A 20,013-nucleotide genomic window follows, 5' to 3' on the forward strand; every position below is an offset into this window, starting at 1 on the left:
CCCCCCGGCACTAAAGATATTACTCTTTATCGCCCAGCAGCACGGATTCCAGCGCGATTTTGATCATGTCGTTGAAGGTCGTCTGACGTTCAGCAGCCGTGGTCTGCTCGTGAGTACGGATATGGTCGGACACGGTGCAAATGGTCAGCGCTTTCGCACCAAACTCAGCCGCAACACCGTAGATACCCGCCGCTTCCATTTCCACGCCCAGCACGCCGTATTTTTCCATCACGTCGAACATTTCGCCGTCCGGAGAGTAGAACAGGTCAGCGGAGAACAGGTTGCCCACGCGCGCGTCTACGCCCAGCGCTTTGGCCGCATCAACAGCATTACGCACCATGTCGAAGTCAGCAATAGCGGCAAAGTCATGATCTTTAAAGCGGATACGGTTAACTTTGGAGTCGGTGCAAGCACCCATTCCAATCACCACGTCACGCAGTTTGACGTCCATACGCACAGCGCCACAGGAGCCTACGCGGATGATTTTCTTCACGCCGAAATCGGTGATCAGTTCTTTGGTGTAGATGGAGCAGGATGGGATACCCATACCATGACCCATGACGGAGATCTTACGGCCTTTGTAAGTCCCGGTGAAACCTAACATGCCGCGAACGTTGTTCACTTCACGGACATCTTCGAGGAAAGTTTCAGCAATGTGCTTCGCACGCAGCGGGTCGCCAGGCATCAATACGACGTCAGCGAAATCACCCATTTCTGCATTAATATGTGGAGTTGCCATCTTTTATCCTTATTTCGTTGTTATTGCCTGATGGCGGCTACGCCTTATCAGGCCTACAAAACCGTAGGCCCGGTAAGCTTGCGCCACCGGGCAATTGCATTACAGCATGTTTTTACCGTAGTCCATCGGCGACGTGCCAAAGTAGCTCGCCAGCGTCTGACCGATATCCGCGAAGGTTTCGCGGTGACCCAGTGAACCCGGTTTGACTTTCGGGCCATAGATCAACACCGGAATGTGCTCACGAGTGTGGTCAGTGCCCGGCCAGCTTGGGTCACAGCCGTGGTCAGCGGTCAGGATCAGAATGTCATCTTCCCCTACCAGCTCCATCAGCTCAGGCAGGCGGCGGTCGAACAGCTCCAGGCCTGCGGCATAGCCGGCGATATCGCGACGATGGCCCCAGGAAGAGTCGAAGTCGACGAAGTTGGTGAAGACGATGGTCTCATCACCCGCTTCTTTCATCTCTTTGATGGTGGCGTCGAACAGCGCGTCCAGACCGGTTGCTTTCACTTTTTTAGTGATACCGCAGTTCGCGTAAATGTCAGCAATCTTACCTACAGAGACAACATGGCCTTTTTTCTCGTCGACCAGTTTCTGCAGAACGGTCGCCGCTGGCGGTTCTACGGCCAGATCGTGACGGTTACCGGTACGTTGGAAGTTACCGGCTTTATCACCAATAAACGGACGGGCGATCACGCGACCAATGTTGTAGCCGCCTTCGGTCAGTTCTTCACGGGCGATTTCGCACAGCTCGTAGAGTTTATCCAGACCGTAGGTCTCTTCGTGACAGGCAATCTGGAACACGGAGTCAGCGGAGGTATAGAAAATCGGCTTGCCGGTTTTCATATGTTCTTCGCCCAGTTGATCCAGAATGACCGTACCGGAAGAGTGGCAGTTGCCGAGGTAGCCCGGCAGGTTGGCGCGCTTAACCAGTTTGTCCAGCAGCTCCTGCGGGAAGCTGTTTTCATGATCGGAGAAGTAACCCCAGTCAAACAGCACCGGCACACCGGCGATTTCCCAGTGACCAGACGGCGTGTCTTTGCCGGAAGAGAGTTCATGCGCCCATGCGTAGGCACCGATCACTTCCGCATTACCGTCCATTCCGGCGGCAATTTTACCTGTAGAACCTTCGTGAGCTTTCACCAGGCCCAGACGGGTCAGGTTAGGCAAATTCAGCGGACCTTTGCGACCATTGTCAGCTTCGCCTTTCGCACAGGCTTCTGCAATATGCCCCATAGTATCGGCGCCAACGTCGCCAAAGCGGTCAGCGTCTTCAGTCGCACCTATACCAAAGGAGTCCAGCACCATAATAAATGCACGTTTCATATTATTCTCCGTACCTTTTGCGCCGCAAAAAAGCGATCAGATCAGTATACAGTTATTCGGTTATACGACGATAGACTGTCGGTGTAATTTCTGGCGCTTTGTCGTCAAGACTGATTGCCGCTTTGACCGCTTTCGCCGCTTCCTGCCAGCTGGCTTCATCTTTGGCATGGATCACCGCCAGCGGACGCTGCCCGTCTACGCTGTCGCCCAGACGCGCCATGTCGCTAAAGCCGACGCTGTAATCAATGGTGTCCGATGCCTGACGACGACCGCCGCCCATGGAAACTACCGCCATCCCCAGCGCACGGGTATCCATTGAGCTAACAAAACCTTCGGTATCAGCATATACCGCTTTGCTGAGCATTGCCGTCGGCAGATACTTCGCATAATTTTCCACGAAGTCGGTCGGACCTTTTTGCGCCGCGACCATGCGACCAAAAATTTCCGCCGCTTTACCGTTATCCAATACCGCCTGCAGCTTGGCGCGGGCTTCGGCATCGTCTTTCGCCAGTTTGCCGGAGATCAGCATTTCCACACTCAGCGCCATGGTGACGTCTAACAAACGTGGATTGCGGTATTCACCGGTCAGGAACTGCACGGCTTCGCGGACTTCTACTGCGTTACCGGCGCTGGAAGCCAGCACCTGGTTCATATCGGTTAACAGTGCGGTGGTACGCACGCCTGCCCCATTCGCCACGCCGACAATTGCTTCAGCAAGGGCTTCTGAAAGTTCGTAGGTTGGCATAAAGGCGCCGCTACCAACTTTCACGTCCATGACCAGCGCATCCAGCCCTTCCGCCAGCTTTTTCGCCAGGATCGAACCGGTGATCAGCGGAATGGAATCCACCGTCGCGGTAATGTCGCGGGTGGCATAAAAACGTTTATCCGCCGGTGCGAGCGAGCTGGTTTGCCCAATAATCGCCACACCCACGTCTTTAATAATTTCACGGAAACGCGCGTCATCCGGGAAGATGTCAAATCCCGGGATCGCTTCCAGTTTATCCAGCGTACCGCCGGTATGACCCAGACCCCGCCCGGAAATCATCGGAATATAGCCGCCGCATGCTGCAACCATTGGACCTAACATCAGTGACGTTACGTCACCCACACCGCCGGTAGAGTGCTTATCCACAATCGGGCCGTTCAGCTGCAGACTTTTCCAGTCCAGCACGGTTCCTGAATCACGCATTGCCATGGTCAGCGAAACACGCTCAGGCATTGTCATATCGTGGAAGAAAATGGTCATCGCCAGGGCGGCGATTTGCCCTTCAGAGATGGTGTTGTCGCGAATACCGTTAATAAAGAAACGAATTTCTTCATCACTCAGCGCATGACCATCACGTTTTTTACGAATAATTTCTTGTGCGAGAAACAAGGGAACCTCCCGATTATGGGCCGGGTAAGCAATGCGCCACCCGGCAAGTCGTATTCATGCCGGATGGCGGCTTGCGCCTTATCCGGCCTACGATGGGCAATAAAAACTTAGTAGCTGCTTGCGCTCTTACCGTCGCCGTGACCCAGCGCCTTCAGCAAGCTTGCCAGCAGGCTGGATGCGCCAAAGCGATAGTGACGGGAATCCGCCCAGTCTGCGCCAAACAGTTCATCAGCAATGGCGAGGAATTGCTGCGCGTCTTCCGCTGTACGCACGCCGCCAGCCGGTTTGAAACCAACGGTTTTCGAAACGCCCATATCGCGGATCACTTCCATCATGATGCGTGCGCTTTCCGGCGTCGCATTAACCGGGACTTTACCGGTAGAGGTCTTGATGAAATCAGCCCCTGCTTTGATGGAGATTTCAGATGCTTTGCGAATCAACGCTTCTTCTTTCAGTTCACCGGTTTCGATGATCACTTTCAGCAGCACGTTTGCCGCTGCACACTCTTCTTTACAGGCTTTCACCAGGTCAAAACCGACCTGCTCATTACCGGCGATCAGCGCACGATACGGGAATACCACATCAACTTCGTCTGCGCCGTAGGCAATCGCTGCGCGGGTTTCTGCCAGCGCAATATCGATGTCATCGTTGCCGTGCGGGAAGTTGGTTACCGTTGCAATACGGATATCCGGCGTGCCCTGCTCGTTCAGCGTTTTACGCGCAATAGGGATGAAACGCGGATAGATACAGATTGCCGCCGTGTTACCCACTGGGGTTTTTGCCTGATGACACAGCGCGATCACTTTTTCGTTGGTGTCGTCATCATTCAGGGTGGTCAGGTCCATCAGTTTCAGGGCACGCAGGCTGCTTGCTGTTAAATCGGTCATAACATTCTCCAACGGCATCGCCGTATAAAATTTCACCTTGCGAGTTTGTTAGTATTCTAACATCCACTCGCTATTACACTTCGATATACATCACAGTTAATGAAAACCACATACAGATTTGCATTACTCTAATGAGATCTACTTCAAATAATTGAGCTTTACTGGCGAGAAGCGATGGCATCAGGCGCATCCGGATCAAAGGTTGAGGATCGGTTGCTTCCTACAATGTTGCTTAACCTTCGGCACATAAAGGAATCGACGATGCCCACTTCAAGCGAACTCGCGCTGCAACAGCGCTGCCAACAAATCGTGACCAGTCCGGTGCTCAGCCCTGAGCAGAAACGCCACTTTCTGGCGCTGGAGGCAGAAAACGCACTGCCTTATCCGCAGTTGCCTGCTGAAGCACGCCAGGCGTTGGATGACGGGGTTATCTGCGATATGTACGAAGGTCATGCCCCGTTCAAACCACGTTATGTTTTGCCCAATTATGCGCATTTTCTGGCCAACGGTTCAGCCTGGCTGGAGCTGGAAGGTGCACAGGATCTTGATGACGCCTTATCCTTGCTCACCATTCTGTACCACCATGTTCCGTCAGTGACGTCGATGCCGGTGTACCTTGGTCAGCTCGATGCCCTGCTGCAACCGTATGTTAGAATTCTAACACAAGAAGAGATCGATATTCGAATAAAACGTTTCTGGCGGTATCTCGACAGAACCCTGCCAGACGCCTTTATGCATGCCAATATTGGCCCGGCCGATACGCCGATCACCCGCGCCATTTTACGTGCAGATGCAGAGCTAAAGCAGGTCTCGCCTAATCTTACCTTTATTTATGATCCACAAATCACACCTGACGACCTGCTGTTAAACGTGGCGCAAAATATTTGCGAATGCAGTAAACCGCATATTTCCAACGGCCCTGAAAATGATAAAATTTTCACAAAAGGCCATTATGGCGTCGTCAGTTGTTACAACTCGCTGCCGCTGGCGGGCGGCGGAAGTACGCTGGTTAGGCTGAATCTGAAAGCCATCGCAGAGCGCAGCACGTCTGTCGATGACTTCTTTACGCACACCCTACCGCACTATTGCCAGCAGCAAATTGCCATCATTGATTCACGGTGTGAATTCCTCTATGAGAAATCACATTTCTTTGAGAATAGCTTCCTGGTGCAGGAAGGGTTGATTGATCCCGAACGTTTTGTGCCGATGTTTGGTATGTACGGCCTGGCGGAGGCGGTAAACCTGCTGTGTGAGAAGGCCGGGCTGAACGCACGCTACGGCAAAGATGAGAGCGCTAATGAGATGGGCTATCGGATCAGCGCCCAGCTTGCCGACTTTGTGGCCAACACACCGGTGAAATACGGCTGGCAGCAGCGGGCGATGCTGCATGCGCAGTCGGGGATCAGTTCAGACATTGGCACCACGCCGGGCGCGCGTCTGCCGTATGGCGACGAGCCGGATCCTATTACTCATCTGCAAACCGTGGCCCCGCATCACGCGTATTATCACGCCGGGATCAGCGACATCCTCACGCTGGATGAAACCATCAAGCGTAACCCACAGGCGCTGGTACAGCTTTGCCTGGGCGCGTTTAAAGCCGGAATGCGTGAATTTACCGCCAACGTCAGCGGTAACGATCTGGTCCGCGTCACCGGTTATATGGTGCGCCTGTCAGATCTGGAAAAATACCGTGCCGAAGGCTCACGCACCAACACCACCTGGCTGGGCGAAGAGGCCGCTCGCAATACTCGCATTCTGGAACGTCAACCTCGCGTGATGAGTCATGAACAGCAGATGCGCTTCAGTAAGTAGGCTGATCCCTTTCTCCTGCGTCGACGGGCCGGGCAGTCGCCTGGCCCTGTTCCTGCAAGGGTGCAATCTGCGCTGTAAAAATTGCCACAATCCGTGGACGATGGGGCGATGCAACGATTGCGGGGAGTGCGTACTGCATTGTCCACATGACGCCTTAAGTCTGAGTGCGGGAAAAGTGTGGTGGCAGTCCGATGTTTGCCAGCAGTGCGACACCTGCCTACAAATGTGCCCGCAGCAGGCCACGCCAATGACGCAGACGATGAGCGTCGATGAGGTGCTGCATCACATTCGTAAGGCATCGTTGTTTATTGAAGGGATAACCGTGAGCGGCGGTGAGGCGACAACGCAGCTTCCTTTCGTGATTGCGCTGTTCTCAGCGATCAAAGCCGATCCGCACCTGCAACACCTGACCTGCATGGTGGACAGCAACGGCATGCTGCGTGAAACCGGCTGGGAGAAGCTGCTGCCGGTTTGCGATGGTGTCATGCTGGATTTAAAAGCCTGGGATAGCGCATGTCATTTGCAGCTCACCGGGCGCGATAACGCGGCAATCAAGCGCAGTATTCTCTTTCTGGCCGAGCGGGGAAAACTGGCGGAGCTTCGCCTGCTGGTCATTCCCGGACACGTTGATTACCTGCAGCACGTTGATGCGCTGGCCGCGTTTATTCACCGCCTGGGCAACATTCCCGTGCGGCTTAACGCGTTTCATGCGCATGGCGTGTATGGTGAAGCCAAAGCCTGGCCGAGCGCGACGCCAGAGGACGTGCAGCAACTGGCGCAAGGACTGCGCGAACGCGGTGTGAATAATGTGATTTTCCCGGCGCTGTACCTGTGAAATGCCTGATGCGCTTCGCTTATCAGGCCTACGGAGCGCACACTTTTGTCGGCCGGATACGCCATCCGGCACTCAACAATCACACCGTAAACAATGCCGTCGTATTGCGATACAACGCCTCGGCGATGACCTCTGCGGGCTCCGGGCGCAGCTCACATAATACTTCAAACACCCTGGTGACCTGCTCCGGGCGATTGGGCTGACCCTGAAAGCCGTTGAGCGGCATATCCGGCGCATCGGTTTCCAGCAGCAAGGATCCCAGCGGCAGCCGCGCCATCACCTCGCGCGTTTTGCTGGCACGGGGATAGGTAATGGTTCCGCCCACGCCAATTTTATATCCCAGCTGCACAAAGCGTTCCGCCTGCTGCAAGCTCCCGGCAAAGCCATGCACTACGCCGGTACGCGGTAGCGCATGGCGCTTAAGGTGCATCGCCAGTTTGTCATGAGTACGTCGTGAATGCAGGATCACCGGCAGTTCGTAGCGCTTCGCCAGTTGAAGCTGCGCGTCCAGCATCCTTTCCTGCTTGTCGAACTGCGGATCGTCACGATACAAATCCAGTCCTATCTCTCCTACCGCCACCACCTTCTGTACACGCTTTTCCAGCGCCTGTTGCAACTGGTCAAGGGCATCATCGTCATGATGTTCAATCACAATCGGATGTAAACCCAGAGCTGCAAATAGCGGGGGGTAGGTTTGCGCCAACGCCAGCACGCGGGAAAAGTTCGCCGCCTCGGTCGCCGGCATAATAATGCGGCTCACACCGGCTTCAATTGCCCGCTGAATGCTGGCAGGTTCGTCGCCGGTGAACGGCGGAAAATCAAAATGACAATGCGTATCGATAAACCGATAGCTCACGCCAGATCCTCATGGCTAAACGTCGTGTCGTTGGCCTGAGGTGCATCGGCCACCACCGGTATAAGGGCATCGTTGGCAACCGGTGCCGGAGGGACCACCACCGGTCCAGGCACCATAATCTTCGGCGTCTGGCGGGGCAACGGTGTGTTTTTCGCCAACAGTTTACCGACGGTCGCCAAAAAGTAACGTCCACACAGGCGTCCGGTTTTGTAGTCTTCCCGCAGGGCCGGAATTCGGCTTCCCAGCGCCATACTGTGGAGCGGCTTGGGCGGATAGATCTCAAAGATACGCAGCTTACCCGGCGGTTTTTCAATAAAACTCTGAATGGCGCGATAGCTGGCCTCATGATGCTGCACCAGATTGACCAGCGGTTGCAGGCTGCTTTCCCCCAGCCAACGTTCCATGCGTTTGAACCACTGCGGGGTGTAGTACATTTGCGAGGGCACGGTGCGGATCACCACCAGCGTTTTGGCCCCCTGCTTTACCGCCTGCTGAACGGGGATGGCGTCACTGACCCCACCGTCCAGATAGTTCACGCCGTCCAGCGCTACCCCGCTACGATAAAATCCAGGAATGGCGCTGGACGCACGCAGAAGGTCGAGCCAGTTTTGTCGGTTCGGCGAAAAATAGCCCGGCGTGTAGTCATCTCCGCGACAGGCGCACATGTAAAACGCTTTTCCCGCGGCAAATAACTGTTCGGCATGGTCTATCGCCAGCGGCATCTGCGCGGCGGTGGCCTCTACCAGCCAGTCGAGATCGATGAGATTTCCCCCGCGCACAAACCGCACCGGGTCAAAGAATTCACGTCGGGTGGTGTAGCGCATAATCACTTTGCGCCCGTAACCCGGCTGGTTACAGAGATAGGCCGACAGGTTTTGCGCACCAGCGGACGTCCCGTAGAAGAGATCAAAAGGATTAAACTGCGCGCGCATAAACTCGTCCAGCACGCCCGCGGTAAAAATGCCTCTTTGCCCTCCGCCCTCGCACACCAGCGCCATGCTGCCGGGTTGAAACGGACGTAACGATAACGGCGCAATATTACCGAGCGTGACGGGTATTCTCTGCCCCACCTCTGCCTTCCTGTTTTTTTTATGATAGAGCGACAAAGTAACGCAAATTACGTATCACTAAAACCGTAAAAGCCAGTCCGCTGGACTGGCTGAGTAGCAATTTTTCTTTACGGTTTACCAACTAGGGTCGTTTACGCCCGGTAAACAGGCTGACCAGGAACAGGATAATCCCCACCACGAAGACAATTTTCGCTGCACCTGCAGCGGTACCCGCCAGTCCACCAAAGCCCAGAGCGGCGGCAATTAACGCGATAACCAGAAATATGATGCCCCAACGAAACATACGCTTCTCCTTTACCATAGTTAATGTCAACCGCTTGATATGGGCGCTCAGGCCGCCCATTGCGATATTTTAGTGTGGTGCACAACGCGCCTTCCGACAAATATCAGGTTGGCGAATTAAGTCGAATTACTGAGTTTTGAGGTCGTTTTTAACGCTTTTCACGCCATCAACGGCTTTGGCGATACTCTCAGCGCGCTCGATTTGCGCCTGTGAGTCAACGGTGCCTGAAAGCTGAACCACGCCATCGGTGGTCTCCACTTTCACTTTGCGAGAAGGAACGATGTCATCAGCCAGCAATTTGGCTTTGACTTCACTGGTGGTTGCCGTATCGCCCGCATAGCCTTTTACAGAAGTGCTTTTGCTGTCACGCACGTGCAGTTTGTCGCTCACGGAGGTAACTCCCTCAACGCCTTTCGCCACTTTTACCGCTTCTTCTGCCTGCGCCTGGCTTTCAACAAATCCGCTTAACGTGACCACTTTCTGGTCTGTTTTAACCGAGATATCGGTGCTCTTAATGCTTTCGTGATCGACCAGCGCGGCTTTCACTTTTGCGGTAATGGAGCTGTCATCCATGAAATCGCCGACTTTATTCATCGAGCTATCAACTTTCTGCCCTGCGCTTTCAAGACCGGATTGCCCTTTATCGGTGGTCGCGTTTTCTGCAAATGCAGACCCCGTGGCAACAGCAGACGTCAGCATCACAGCCAGCAGCGTTTTTGAGATCTTCAGTTTTGTCATTGTCATCGATTTAATCCTTTTTTTGCTCATATCGATGCTCTGCCGCTTATCGGGCTGAGCCAGCAACTAATCTCGTAATCAAAATAAATATCAGCTAAAACAACTAAGATGAGAAAGTAACGTAGAATTTAAAGCCGATATTTATGTCATCACATTGTTAAATATAGATCACAATTTTGATGCCGCAGACAAATATGGTCAAAAAATAGGCGAAATAAGGAAAAAGTGCGGGATTTAAGAACATTCCGTAAGGGATTAATAAGGCAGGGAAAGTCGCAGGGCACGGCATAAGCCGCACCCTGGAAGGTCGATTAGTGTTCGCGAGTTTTACGGAACGTCACGTCCGGATAACGTTCCTGGGTGAGGTTCAGGTTAACCATGGTCGGGGCGATATAGGTCAGGTTATCGCCGCCATCCAGCGCCAGCTGAATTTCGTTTTTACGCTTAAACTCTTCGAATTTCTTCACGTCTGAGCATTCTACCCAGCGCGCGGTCGCCACATTGACCGATTCGTAGATCGCTTCAACGTTGTATTCGCTTTTCAGGCGGGAAACGACGACGTCAAACTGCAGCACACCAACGGCACCGACGATCAGGTCGTTGTTGGCAATTGGACGGAAGACCTGCACAGCACCTTCTTCAGACAGCTGTACCAGCCCTTTCAGCAGCTGTTTTTGCTTCAACGGATCTTTCAGGCGAATACGACGGAACAGTTCTGGCGCGAAGTTCGGAATACCGGTGAATTTCATCATCTCACCCTGGGTAAAGGTGTCGCCAATCTGAATGGTGCCGTGGTTGTGCAGACCGAGGATATCGCCCGGGTAGGCTTCTTCCACGTGAGAGCGGTCACCCGCCATAAAGGTCAGCGCATCAGAGATCACTACGTCTTTACCAATGCGCACCTGACGCATTTTCATGCCTTTCTCGTACTTGCCGGAAACCACACGCATGAACGCCACGCGGTCGCGGTGTTTCGGGTCCATATTGGCCTGAATTTTAAACACAAAACCGGTGAATTTCTCTTCAGATGCCTCAACGATGCGGGTGTCGGTTTTGCGCGGCATAGGCGCAGGCGCCCACTCCACCAAACCGTCAAGCATATGGTCAACGCCGAAGTTACCTAACGCGGTTCCGAAGAACACCGGAGTGATTTCACCGGCGAGGAACAATTCCTGGTCGAACTCGTTAGACGCGCCCTGCACCAGTTCCAGCTCGTCGCGCAGCTGCTGCGCCAGGTCTTCACCGACGGCGGCATCCAGCTCCGGATTATTCAGGCCTTTAACAATACGGACTTCCTGAATAGTGTGACCTTTACCGGTCTGGTACAGATAAGTTTCGTCTTTATACAGGTGGTAAACACCTTTGAACAATTTACCGCAGCCAATCGGCCAGGTAATTGGCGCGCAGCCAATTTTCAGTTCGTTTTCGACTTCATCCAGCAGCTCCATCGGATCGCGGATATCACGGTCGAGTTTGTTCATGAACGTCAGGATCGGCGTATCGCGCAGACGCGTTACTTCCATCAGCTTACGGGTACGGTCTTCTACACCTTTCGCGGCGTCGATAACCATCAGGCAGCAGTCCACCGCCGTCAGCGTACGGTAGGTATCTTCCGAGAAGTCTTCGTGCCCTGGGGTATCCAGCAGGTTTACCAGGCAGTCATGATACGGAAATTGCATCACAGAGGTGGTAATAGAGATACCACGCTGCTTTTCCATCTCCATCCAGTCTGATTTCGCATGCTGGTTAGAGCCGCGGCCTTTAACGGTACCGGCGGTCTGGATTGCCTGTCCGAATAACAGCACCTTTTCGGTGATCGTCGTTTTACCGGCATCCGGGTGAGAAATAATGGCAAAGGTGCGGCGTTTGGCCACCTCTTGCAAATAAGGAGACAACGTCATAGTTCAATCTTCTTGAGTAAGCGCGGCTCTACGTCACGCATGTTGAATACGAAAAATTGCGGCTATTTTACCCATCAATGGGGGGGAGGCAATCAGTGTTTACACAGGAGTTGTTCCAGTTCGCTTAATGAAGCCACGGTCCAGGTCGGTTGAATGCCCACCGGCTGTTCGCGTTGGTGCGCATTTAGCCAGCAGGTTGATAGCCCGGAATTGATGCCACCCAGAATATCGGACTCCGCCGTGTCACCCACCATCAGCACGCGGGAGCGTTCGGGATTGCCCGCCTGCTCCAGCGCATAATCAAAAATACGCGGGTCGGGTTTTGCTACACCAACCTGCTCAGAAATAACCATCAGGTCAAAATAATCGCGCAGACCGGTGCGCTCAAGACGGATTTGCTGCAACGCGGTAAACCCGTTGGTAATAATACCGATTTTCGTTTTGCCACGAATCGTATTCAGCAGCGACACCGCACCTGGCAACGGAGAGCAGATTTCTGCCATCGCATTAATAAACGCATCATTGAGCGACCCAGGCGGCACATTCAGACGCTCAGCCCAGCTCAGGAAACGGGCATGCTGCAGTTGTAATGAGGTAATCGCACCGTTTTGATAATCCACCCACAGCGGTTTATTCACGGCCTGGTAGTCCTGAAAATCCTCAGCGGTAAAGGTAATGCTGTAGTCAAGAAACATCCGCTGTAGGCCGGTAAACGCGTCAAATGTGAACAGCGTTTCGTCGGCATCAAAGAAAATCCAGTCCCACTTCTTCATCATTACACCTTGTCTTACATACTGATTGGCAATGCCATAATAATGGCGTCTTCGTGGCCGTCGGCTGTCGGGTAGTAATTGCGACGGATCGTCGCCTCGTTAAAGCCCAGGCTTTCGTACAGCGCAATCGCCGCAGCGTTCGAGGCGCGAACTTCTAACCACAGCGTCAGAATGCCGCGTTTTTCCAGCTCGTCGATCAGGTACTCCAGTAGCTCACGTCCCAGTCCCCGTCGCTGAAAATCAGGATCGACGGCAATGTTGAACAGCGTGGCTTCATCCAGCACGACCTGCGTTATCGCAAAGGCGGCCATCGTTCCATCAACGGTTAACTGATAGTTGAGATAGCGATCGCCCTGGTTGCTGGCAAATGTTTTTTCGCTCCATGGAAAAGCATGGGCGCGTTTTTCAATCTGAAATGCTGCGGGTAAATCAGTCGGATTGAGGGAAGAAATCGTGTTCATATGCGCAGATTTGTTGCCATAAGGCGGCGCGTGCCGCTGGGTTTTCCCGTAATTCATTAAACGCAGGACTGGTGACCTGAGCGCCATCCAGTTGCAGAGGCTCTTCGGTTCCCAGCCGCCAGCTATTACAGCGACTGCCTTGCGGCAGCATGGCGACACGGTCTGGCGTCAGTTGTAAAACCTGATCCGCACTGACGGTCAATGCGCGTAAAATATCGTTCATCAACGGTTCGGTTAACGCGGGTGGCTCCGCCGCGACCATCACCAGACGGACGTGCGCAGGAATGGAAATCGCGATCTCCCCTTGCAGTGCGCCAGGACGGCGCAGCGACCACTGCGTAATGCCCAGTTGCTGTAACTGCCAGTCTCGTCGGGATGTCATAGCGAAACACTCCTGTCTATCAGGGGCGCAAATATAGCAAATCTGTCGAATCTACGCCAACAAACAACGATACACGACATCCCGCAGGCCGCCTTGATTCAGCTTGACTGATTTTGTGTATATAATCGCAACCTGTATAAATTGAGGAGCATTCCATGTCTGCTTTTACCCCGGCAAGTGAAGTCTTGCTGCGCCACAGTGATGATTTCGAACAAAGCCGTATTCTGTTTGCCGGTGATTTGCAGGATGACCTGCCTGCCCACTTCGAAAGTGCCGCCAACCGCGCACATACCCAACAACTCCACCACTGGCAGGTGTTAAACCGCCAGATGGGCGATAACGTACGCTTTAGCCTCGTAGCCCAGGCCGAAGACGTTGCGGACAGCGATACGCTGATCTATTACTGGCCGAAGAATAAGCCGGAAGCCCAGTTCCAACTGATGAACATTCTGTCGCTGCTGCCAGTCGGCACCGATATTTTTGTCGTTGGCGAGAACCGCAGCGGTGTACGCAGCGCGGAGCAGATGCTGGCCGAATTCGCGCCACTGAATAAAATCGACAGCGCACGCCGCTGTGGTCTCTATCACGGTCGCCTGGAAAAACAGCCGGTCTTTGATGCCGAAAAATACTGGGACGAGTACAGCGTCGACAACCTGACCATCAAAACGCTGCCGGGCGTGTTCAGCCGTGACGGCCTGGATGTCGGCAGCCAACTGCTGCTCTCAACCCTGACGCCGCACACCAAAGGTAAAGTGCTGGATGTCGGTTGCGGGGCGGGTGTTCTCTCCGTAGCCTTAGCCAGTCATTCACCGAAAGTGCGACTGACCCTGTGTGATGTCAGTGCATCCGCGGTTGAAGCCAGCCGAGCTACGCTTGCGGCAAACGGAATTGAAGGCGATGTCTTCGCCAGCAACGTTTTTTCTGACGTGACCGGTCGCTTTGACATGATCATCTCCAACCCGCCGTTCCACGACGGGATGCAAACCAGCCTCGATGCCGCACAAACCCTGATTCGCGGCGCAGTGCGTCATCTGAACAGCGGCGGTGAACTGCGTATTGTGGCCAACGCCTTCCTGCCGTACCCGAAAATTCTGGATGAGATGTTTGGCTTCCATGAAGTCATCGCCCAGACCGGTCGTTTTAAGGTGTATCGCACGGTAATGACCCGCCAGGCAAAGAAAGCCTAACGGAAATCACTCACGGCCATGTACGTGGCCGTTTTTGCGCCAATCAACCCAGACCGCGCAATTAGCTATTGACGAAAAGTTGAAAACCACTAGAATGCGCCTCCGTGGTAACGATACTTTTTGAGTGTCGATGGTATGCGAAGGTGGCGGAATTGGTAGACGCGCTAGCTTCAGGTGTTAGTGTCCTTTCGGACGTGGGGGTTCAAGTCCCCCCCCTCGCACCATAATCCACGTTTGATATTGCTCGCACTGGGCGAAGGTGGCGGAATTGGTAGACGCGCTAGCTTCAGGTGTTAGTGTCCTTAGGATGTGGGGGTTCGAGTCCCCCCCCTCGCACCAACGAGGCGATATCAAAAAAAAGTAAGATGACTGTGCGAAGGTGGCGGAATTGGTAGACGCGCTAGCTTCAGGTGTTAGTGTCCTTAGGATGTGGGGGTTCGAGTCCCCCCCCTCGCACCAATTATCTTATTTTCCTCTCGATTATCTTCCTTGCTTTGTTCATCCCTGATTCCAGTTCATCATCATCAGAACCACACCGGCGATCACTGCTGCGCATGAAGGCAGTAAAACAAAATGCCGTAAACGCTTGTGGTACAGCATCAGTGAAGTTAACAGTAATCCTAATACAATCATCGCTTTCCATGCGTGAACTGACAGGTCAGTAAAAGCCAGACCCGCAATGAATATCCCCGGCAGCAGCACACCCCATCCACTGCCCAGCGCACGTTGCAACATGGTTTCACCTATGACATTGATAATGATAACCAATATCATATGATATATTTTCTCATTTGTCAGCGGGGAGGTACTATCAATTATATGAGTTTTACTTAACGATTGATGACATGAATAATTTAAGGTGATAAATTGCTCGCCGGTTAGCTTTTCAACTAAAAACAATAAAGACCCCGGCTAATGATACCTCGTTCGTTATTTGTTTTATTTACCAACACACCTTCGTATATAGCAGATAAATAACAACATTTACCTATGACAGTACAATCCTGGCGAACGCTACGCACCAAAAAATATCAACTCTCTTTACGACTGTTTCTGCTGCTCAACGCAGTCTCCGCACTGTTTACACTCTTTTTTCCACTTTTTGCCGTTAAAGCGTTATCAGAACCGGCGTTGACGATACTCGTGATGAGTACACTGGTGCTGGCATGGCATGGGAAATATGCGGATAAACGAATTAATCTTCCTTTTATTTCACTCGCTTTTGGCTTGTTGTGGGCATTACATATTTCCTTGAAATATAACGCACTAGGTCATAATGATTATTCTTTTCTATTGATAGCGCTGCTCAGCGTACTGTTTATTGGATCAATTGCTTTTGCCAATAATATCATCGCCTTTACCTTCCATTCACTCCCCTCCGTTGCCGTCTGCTTGTGGCTGAACGGCAGCGAACATGGACTGCGCGTGATCTATTTTATGGCGCTGCCGATGGCCGGGATCGCCATTCAGCACGTGATACAAAAGCGCTATGACGGTTTTGCTCAGCAACTGATGTACAAGCTACTGGAAGAACGGGAAACGCTAAACGGTCTCAGTATGCTCGACCCGTTAACCGGGTTGTATAATCGCCGGGGACTGCAACACCGACTCGATACGCTGCTGGCCCTGAGCAACGCGAAGCATTACGTGCTGCTGCTGGATATCGACCATTTCAAAGCCTATAACGACCATTACGGGCATATGATGGGTGACCAGGCGCTGATCCGTGTTTCTGCCGCCATTCGGGATTCCGTACGCTCACGAGATGTGGTGGCACGCTTTGGCGGCGAGGAATTTATGGTTTTACTGACAGCAGTCGATCCGCAGCAGGCACAGGCCGCCGCCGAGCGTATTCGCCAGAAAGTCTACGATCTTAAAATTCCCCACATGTTTAACGAAAACGTGGCCACCAACGTGACCGTCAGCATCGGCATTGCGCCGTTGGTGGATCAGGATATTGATGCCGCAATAAGCAAAGCGGATAAAGCCCTTTACGAAGCCAAAAATCAGGGACGCAATAACACGCTAGTCAGCGATGAACTGCGGATAAACTAACCCCTGCCTACGCTATCCGTGCGCTGCCTCCCGACACCACGACAAAGATCTTGCCATCGCCAGCCCTCGCCTATAGGATTAGCAATCATTATCATTTAGATTAACATCCTTATATAGCTATGGCTTATCGTTCCGCACCGATCGTTGAAATCGTTGAAGATGTCATCTGGCGCAGCCACCTCCCTACGGAGATGCCGTCGCTGGCCGATTCAGTGCGTACAACCATTGCTCAAACCCGTGAGCACCTACTGGACTTCATTCGTCTCGATGAAACACCGCCACAAGGTGCCATGACGCTGCATGAATGGGCCCAACCCGCCACGCTGCGTTCACTCCTGGCAATTTATTCCGATCATATCTATCGCAATCAGCCCACGTTAACTCGTGAAAACAAACCGCTGATTTCACTCTGGGCACAGTGGTATATCGGCCTGATGATGCCCCCGCTGATGGTGGCGCTGCTGACGCAAAAAGACGCCATTGATGTTGCACCCGAACATATGCACGTCGAGTTTCACGAAACGGGTCGTGCAGCCTGCTTCTGGATAGACGTTCACCCCGACAGGCAGACCACCGCCCGCTCCCCACAACAGCGGATGGAAACACTGATTCTTTCTGCACTGACGCCGGTTGTCCGGGCGCTGGAAGCAACGGGAGAGATTAACGGCAAGCTTATCTGGAGCAATACCGGATACTTAATTCACTGGTATTTGACAGAGATGAAGCCGCTGCTGGGTGATGAACTACTGGCTGCGTTGCGCCAGACCTGCTTCTTTGAGAAACAACTCACCTGTGGCGAGGATAATCCACTCTGGCGCACCGTGGTGCCACGTGACGGGCTGTTAGTCCGCAGAACATGCTGCCAGCGCTACCGTCTGCCAGACGTCCAGCAATGCGGCGACTGTACGCTGAAATAAGCGAGAATCCTCCCCCCTCGCCGCTCGTCTTAAACGTCCTGCTGATGTTGCTTTGTTGTAACAATAAAATATTTACAGCCACGCTTCCCCTGTGACAAATTACGCCATGCGGTTTTCTGCCGTGCAGAACTGCGCGTACGCTATCGGGAGAGAAGAATGAGTTTGCAATCAGTACGGCTATTTTTGGCGGAACATGCCCCGGATATTGAAATCATTGAACTGGACCAGAGCACGACCACCGTCGATCTGGCAGCGAAAGCCCACAATGTCGAACCCGGACAGATCGCTAAAACGCTTTCTCTAAAGGTAAAAAATGACATTATCCTGGTCGTCGCCAAAGGCGATGCCCGTCTGGATAATAAGAAGCTAAAAGGTACGTTTGGCGCGAAAGCCCGCATGCTGAGTAGTGATGAAGTGGTCAACGCAACGGGACATCCGGTTGGTGGCGTCTGCCCTTTTGGACTGGAGACCCCCATTTCAGTCTACTGTGATATCTCCCTGAAGCATTACGCTGAAGTCCTTCCCGCAGCTGGAGCCACGCACAGCGCAGTGCGTATCACGCCAGACAGAATGGCTGAACTGACTTCTGCTACCTGGGTTGATGTCTGTCAGTAACGAATACCCACCCTGGTGCCGGAGAGTGAATCCGGCACACGCGTAATCGCCCCGTTACGAAACCGCATGGAGAAAAGGCGCTGGCTCCCCGGCACGCAGGTACAGCAGAATATCAGCGGCATCCAGGAGTCCGGCGTCAGAATTCACACCCAATTTAGACATCACGTTAAATTTATGCGCCCGAATGGTTTTAATGTTCCGTTCAAGCTGAATGGCGATCTGCGGCATCGAGTATCCATTCGACATAAAACGCAGTATTTCGCGCTCAGTAGGGCTTAACATACGGTTTTGGTTAACAAACCAGTGATTTTTTGTCCCTTCGATTCCCCGTTTGGCGCAATTCAAGGCCGCGAGTAGCCCTTCCTGTAATACATCCAATGATGATGCTTTGCTGATGACCCCATCCAGCGGCAGCGGGGAAAGCGAGCTAATTAATCGCACTTCCGCATCATCATCAGCGATCACCACGCGCCGGATACGCGGGTAATTGACCGCCAGTTCCGTCAGGTAGACCAGCCCTGCGCGGCGATCCGCTCTTAACGCTGAAAGTGAAAAAATGACCGCAGAAAAAGACGTTTTTAACATTTCCTGGCTAAAGGTCGGCTGATTAGAAAACTGATAAAGATGGTATGGGCTATCTGGCATGGTATTAAATAAACTCTTAATACCTACACGACTCATTGCGCACTTTTCTACCAGTGCGACATTGCTTTTGTTATTTCTGCTTTCCATTCCGTGGTCTCTCCATAAACTGAAGGTAAGTTCAGCTCTCGTGCTCCTTGAGAACTGTTTATCCATGCATACATTTCTGCATTGCTATGGATTGATAAACGACGCATCGCGCTATTTTTTTGCGCGCTAATTGTTTTATTACTTTTCTTTAGTAACATCGCAATCTGGTTAATTCCCCAACCTTTTCCGAGTAGCCGTAACACTTTTCTTTCAGAAAGGGTGAGCACAATTGACCGAGCGCTGTGATCCTGTAATTCAGGGATAATTGGCGGAGAGAGCAGCACCTTACTGATTCTCTCGGCCCGGGTATTTCCCGAATGAATAACATTCACCAGACTCTCAATGGGTTCCGCATCAGATAAGAGTGAGCTGACAGGACACATGAGCAACTCAACAGCCAGAGGATAAAACAGGCGTGAAACGAGAAAAACCCAGTGGATATCGCGATATTGAGACAGTAAAGAATAGTATTGATCGCAGATTGCACGCGGATTACTACAGTCCCTGGTTAAGTCGGCTATCACCAGGTCAGAGCAGCGCAACTGCAGCAAAGTTAGTTCTTCTACGGAGCGACAATACGTCAGTTCATAATCAGAGAACTGCCCTTGCATCACCCCTTTAAGCCCAGTTTGTATGATTGGTAATTTACTAATGATAATTGCGTTCTTGCAGCGTCCTGGCAACATAAATCCTCCATATTCACCTGTCCGCAATCTTGTTCACCTGAAATTCTTTCATAAATAAAAAAACAATAAGACAGCAGGTAAAAAAGATAGACAGTATGAATTGTTTATCCTTGGTTTTTATTTTAAATATATGAAAAAGTGATGACACTACAATCCTAATAGCATCACACTATAAAACCATCCTGACATAATCACTTAGAGGAACATTAATTGTACAATTAAAATATCTACATTAATTTATTAGCGCTACTTACGTAATTGCTGCACACAGGAATAACCGCACCAGGGAAGTTAACCCTATAGCATAGAAAAGAGAGCCGTACATCGGCAAAACTCACCGCTCTGCCTCTTTTTTCAACACAAAGATTGATCTTAGCCAGAGCCAG

General features: G+C 52.3%; 21 protein-coding genes and 3 tRNA genes. 9 read left to right on the plus strand and 15 right to left on the minus strand.

All coding sequences use genetic code 11. From position 1 onward, the window contains the following. Window positions 1–19: 19 nt before the first annotated feature. The 4 genes from deoD to deoC all read right to left on the minus strand — a co-directional run bounded on the left by deoD (window position 20) and on the right by deoC (window position 4,324). Window positions 20–739 (minus strand): purine-nucleoside phosphorylase, encoded by a 720-nt coding sequence (gene deoD, locus FDW88_RS03675; protein WP_000224864.1) that lies wholly within the window; start codon window positions 737–739, stop codon window positions 20–22. Between the two features lie 99 nt (window positions 740–838). Further along, the gene (gene deoB / locus FDW88_RS03680) at window positions 839–2,062 is read right to left on the minus strand and encodes a phosphopentomutase (protein WP_096758401.1); all 1,224 of its coding nucleotides are present in this window, start codon (window positions 2,060–2,062) and stop codon (window positions 839–841) included. Window positions 2,063–2,114: 52 nt separating this feature from the next. Continuing rightward, entirely contained in the window at window positions 2,115–3,437 is a 1,323-nt protein-coding gene (gene deoA / locus FDW88_RS03685; RefSeq protein WP_137362042.1) for a thymidine phosphorylase, read from the minus strand. Window positions 3,438–3,544: 107 nt separating this feature from the next. Then, window positions 3,545–4,324, minus strand: a complete 780-nt coding sequence (gene deoC, locus FDW88_RS03690; protein WP_181883348.1) for a deoxyribose-phosphate aldolase — start codon at window positions 4,322–4,324, stop codon at window positions 3,545–3,547. 261 nt (window positions 4,325–4,585) lie between these two features. On the opposite strand from deoC, the gene FDW88_RS03695 reads away from it, so the two are divergent. After that, window positions 4,586–6,136: a YjjI family glycine radical enzyme gene (locus FDW88_RS03695; protein ID WP_137362043.1), complete on the plus strand. Its 1,551-nt coding sequence runs from the start codon at window positions 4,586–4,588 to the stop codon at window positions 6,134–6,136. Further along, window positions 6,108–6,971, plus strand: a complete 864-nt coding sequence (locus tag FDW88_RS03700) for a YjjW family glycine radical enzyme activase (RefSeq protein WP_137362044.1) — start codon at window positions 6,108–6,110, stop codon at window positions 6,969–6,971. The genes FDW88_RS03695 and FDW88_RS03700 overlap by 29 nt, the downstream gene beginning before the upstream one ends. 79 nt (window positions 6,972–7,050) lie before the next feature. Here FDW88_RS03700 and FDW88_RS03705 read toward each other — a convergent pair whose 3' ends face one another. The 8 genes from FDW88_RS03705 to FDW88_RS03740 all read right to left on the minus strand — a co-directional run bounded on the left by FDW88_RS03705 (window position 7,051) and on the right by FDW88_RS03740 (window position 13,435). Then, entirely contained in the window at window positions 7,051–7,827 is a 777-nt protein-coding gene (locus tag FDW88_RS03705) for a metal-dependent hydrolase (protein WP_137362045.1), read from the minus strand. Beyond that, a complete protein-coding gene (locus tag FDW88_RS03710; RefSeq protein WP_096758407.1) occupies window positions 7,824–8,897 on the minus strand; it encodes a patatin family protein in 1,074 nt (357 codons plus the stop codon). Before FDW88_RS03710 ends, FDW88_RS03705 begins: the two co-directional genes overlap by 4 nt. 121 nt (window positions 8,898–9,018) lie before the next feature. Then, window positions 9,019–9,180 (minus strand): DUF1328 domain-containing protein, encoded by a 162-nt coding sequence (locus FDW88_RS03715; protein WP_003019081.1) that lies wholly within the window; start codon window positions 9,178–9,180, stop codon window positions 9,019–9,021. Window positions 9,181–9,306: 126 nt separating this feature from the next. Next, window positions 9,307–9,924, minus strand: a complete 618-nt coding sequence (osmY, locus tag FDW88_RS03720; protein ID WP_115259528.1) for a molecular chaperone OsmY — start codon at window positions 9,922–9,924, stop codon at window positions 9,307–9,309. Window positions 9,925–10,229: 305 nt separating this feature from the next. Next, window positions 10,230–11,819, minus strand: a complete 1,590-nt coding sequence (gene prfC, locus FDW88_RS03725) for a peptide chain release factor 3 (protein ID WP_115259529.1) — start codon at window positions 11,817–11,819, stop codon at window positions 10,230–10,232. Window positions 11,820–11,911: 92 nt separating this feature from the next. Beyond that, a complete protein-coding gene (gene yjjG, locus FDW88_RS03730; RefSeq protein ID WP_096758410.1) occupies window positions 11,912–12,592 on the minus strand; it encodes a pyrimidine 5'-nucleotidase in 681 nt (226 codons plus the stop codon). Between the two features lie 14 nt (window positions 12,593–12,606). Beyond that, window positions 12,607–13,053: a ribosomal protein S18-alanine N-acetyltransferase gene (gene rimI, locus FDW88_RS03735; protein ID WP_096758411.1), complete on the minus strand. Its 447-nt coding sequence runs from the start codon at window positions 13,051–13,053 to the stop codon at window positions 12,607–12,609. Further along, window positions 13,022–13,435, minus strand: a complete 414-nt coding sequence (locus FDW88_RS03740; protein WP_096758412.1) for a DNA polymerase III subunit psi — start codon at window positions 13,433–13,435, stop codon at window positions 13,022–13,024. The genes rimI and FDW88_RS03740 overlap by 32 nt, the downstream gene beginning before the upstream one ends. A 155-nt stretch (window positions 13,436–13,590) precedes the next feature. Here FDW88_RS03740 and rsmC point away from each other — a divergent pair, with 155 nt between their 5' ends. From rsmC to FDW88_RS03760, 4 genes are all read left to right on the plus strand, one after another. Then, window positions 13,591–14,622, plus strand: coding sequence for a 16S rRNA (guanine(1207)-N(2))-methyltransferase RsmC (gene rsmC, locus FDW88_RS03745; protein WP_115259530.1), 1,032 nt, complete (start codon window positions 13,591–13,593; stop codon window positions 14,620–14,622). A 137-nt stretch (window positions 14,623–14,759) separates the two neighbouring features. Then, window positions 14,760–14,846 (plus strand) — tRNA-Leu (locus tag FDW88_RS03750). Between the two features lie 29 nt (window positions 14,847–14,875). Next, window positions 14,876–14,961, plus strand: a tRNA-Leu gene (locus FDW88_RS03755). Window positions 14,962–14,995: 34 nt separating this feature from the next. After that, window positions 14,996–15,081: transfer RNA gene (locus FDW88_RS03760), tRNA-Leu, on the plus strand. A 39-nt stretch (window positions 15,082–15,120) separates the two neighbouring features. Here FDW88_RS03760 and FDW88_RS03765 read toward each other — a convergent pair. Beyond that, window positions 15,121–15,396, minus strand: coding sequence for a DUF1435 domain-containing protein (locus FDW88_RS03765; protein ID WP_096758414.1), 276 nt, complete (start codon window positions 15,394–15,396; stop codon window positions 15,121–15,123). A 216-nt stretch (window positions 15,397–15,612) separates the two neighbouring features. On the opposite strand from FDW88_RS03765, the gene FDW88_RS03770 reads away from it, so the two are divergent. From FDW88_RS03770 to FDW88_RS03780, 3 genes are all read left to right on the plus strand, one after another. Beyond that, on the plus strand, window positions 15,613–16,677 hold the full coding sequence (locus FDW88_RS03770) for a diguanylate cyclase (RefSeq protein ID WP_137362046.1): 1,065 nt from the start codon (window positions 15,613–15,615) through the stop codon (window positions 16,675–16,677). Between the two features lie 119 nt (window positions 16,678–16,796). After that, window positions 16,797–17,594, plus strand: a complete 798-nt coding sequence (gene fhuF / locus FDW88_RS03775) for a siderophore-iron reductase FhuF (protein WP_137362047.1) — start codon at window positions 16,797–16,799, stop codon at window positions 17,592–17,594. A 156-nt stretch (window positions 17,595–17,750) separates the two neighbouring features. Next, a complete protein-coding gene (locus FDW88_RS03780; protein WP_137362048.1) occupies window positions 17,751–18,209 on the plus strand; it encodes a YbaK/EbsC family protein in 459 nt (152 codons plus the stop codon). A 54-nt stretch (window positions 18,210–18,263) separates the two neighbouring features. Here FDW88_RS03780 and bglJ read toward each other — a convergent pair whose 3' ends face one another. Then, a complete protein-coding gene (gene bglJ, locus FDW88_RS03785) occupies window positions 18,264–18,941 on the minus strand; it encodes a DNA-binding transcriptional activator BglJ (RefSeq protein WP_117342362.1) in 678 nt (225 codons plus the stop codon). Next, on the minus strand, window positions 18,902–19,627 hold the full coding sequence (locus FDW88_RS03790; protein ID WP_117342363.1) for a LuxR C-terminal-related transcriptional regulator: 726 nt from the start codon (window positions 19,625–19,627) through the stop codon (window positions 18,902–18,904). The genes bglJ and FDW88_RS03790 overlap by 40 nt, the downstream gene beginning before the upstream one ends. Window positions 19,628–20,013 lie beyond the last annotated feature (386 nt).

This window comes from Citrobacter sp. wls829 (genome assembly GCF_005280825.1).
GTDB classification, from domain to species: Bacteria; Pseudomonadota; Gammaproteobacteria; order Enterobacterales; family Enterobacteriaceae; genus Citrobacter; species Citrobacter gillenii.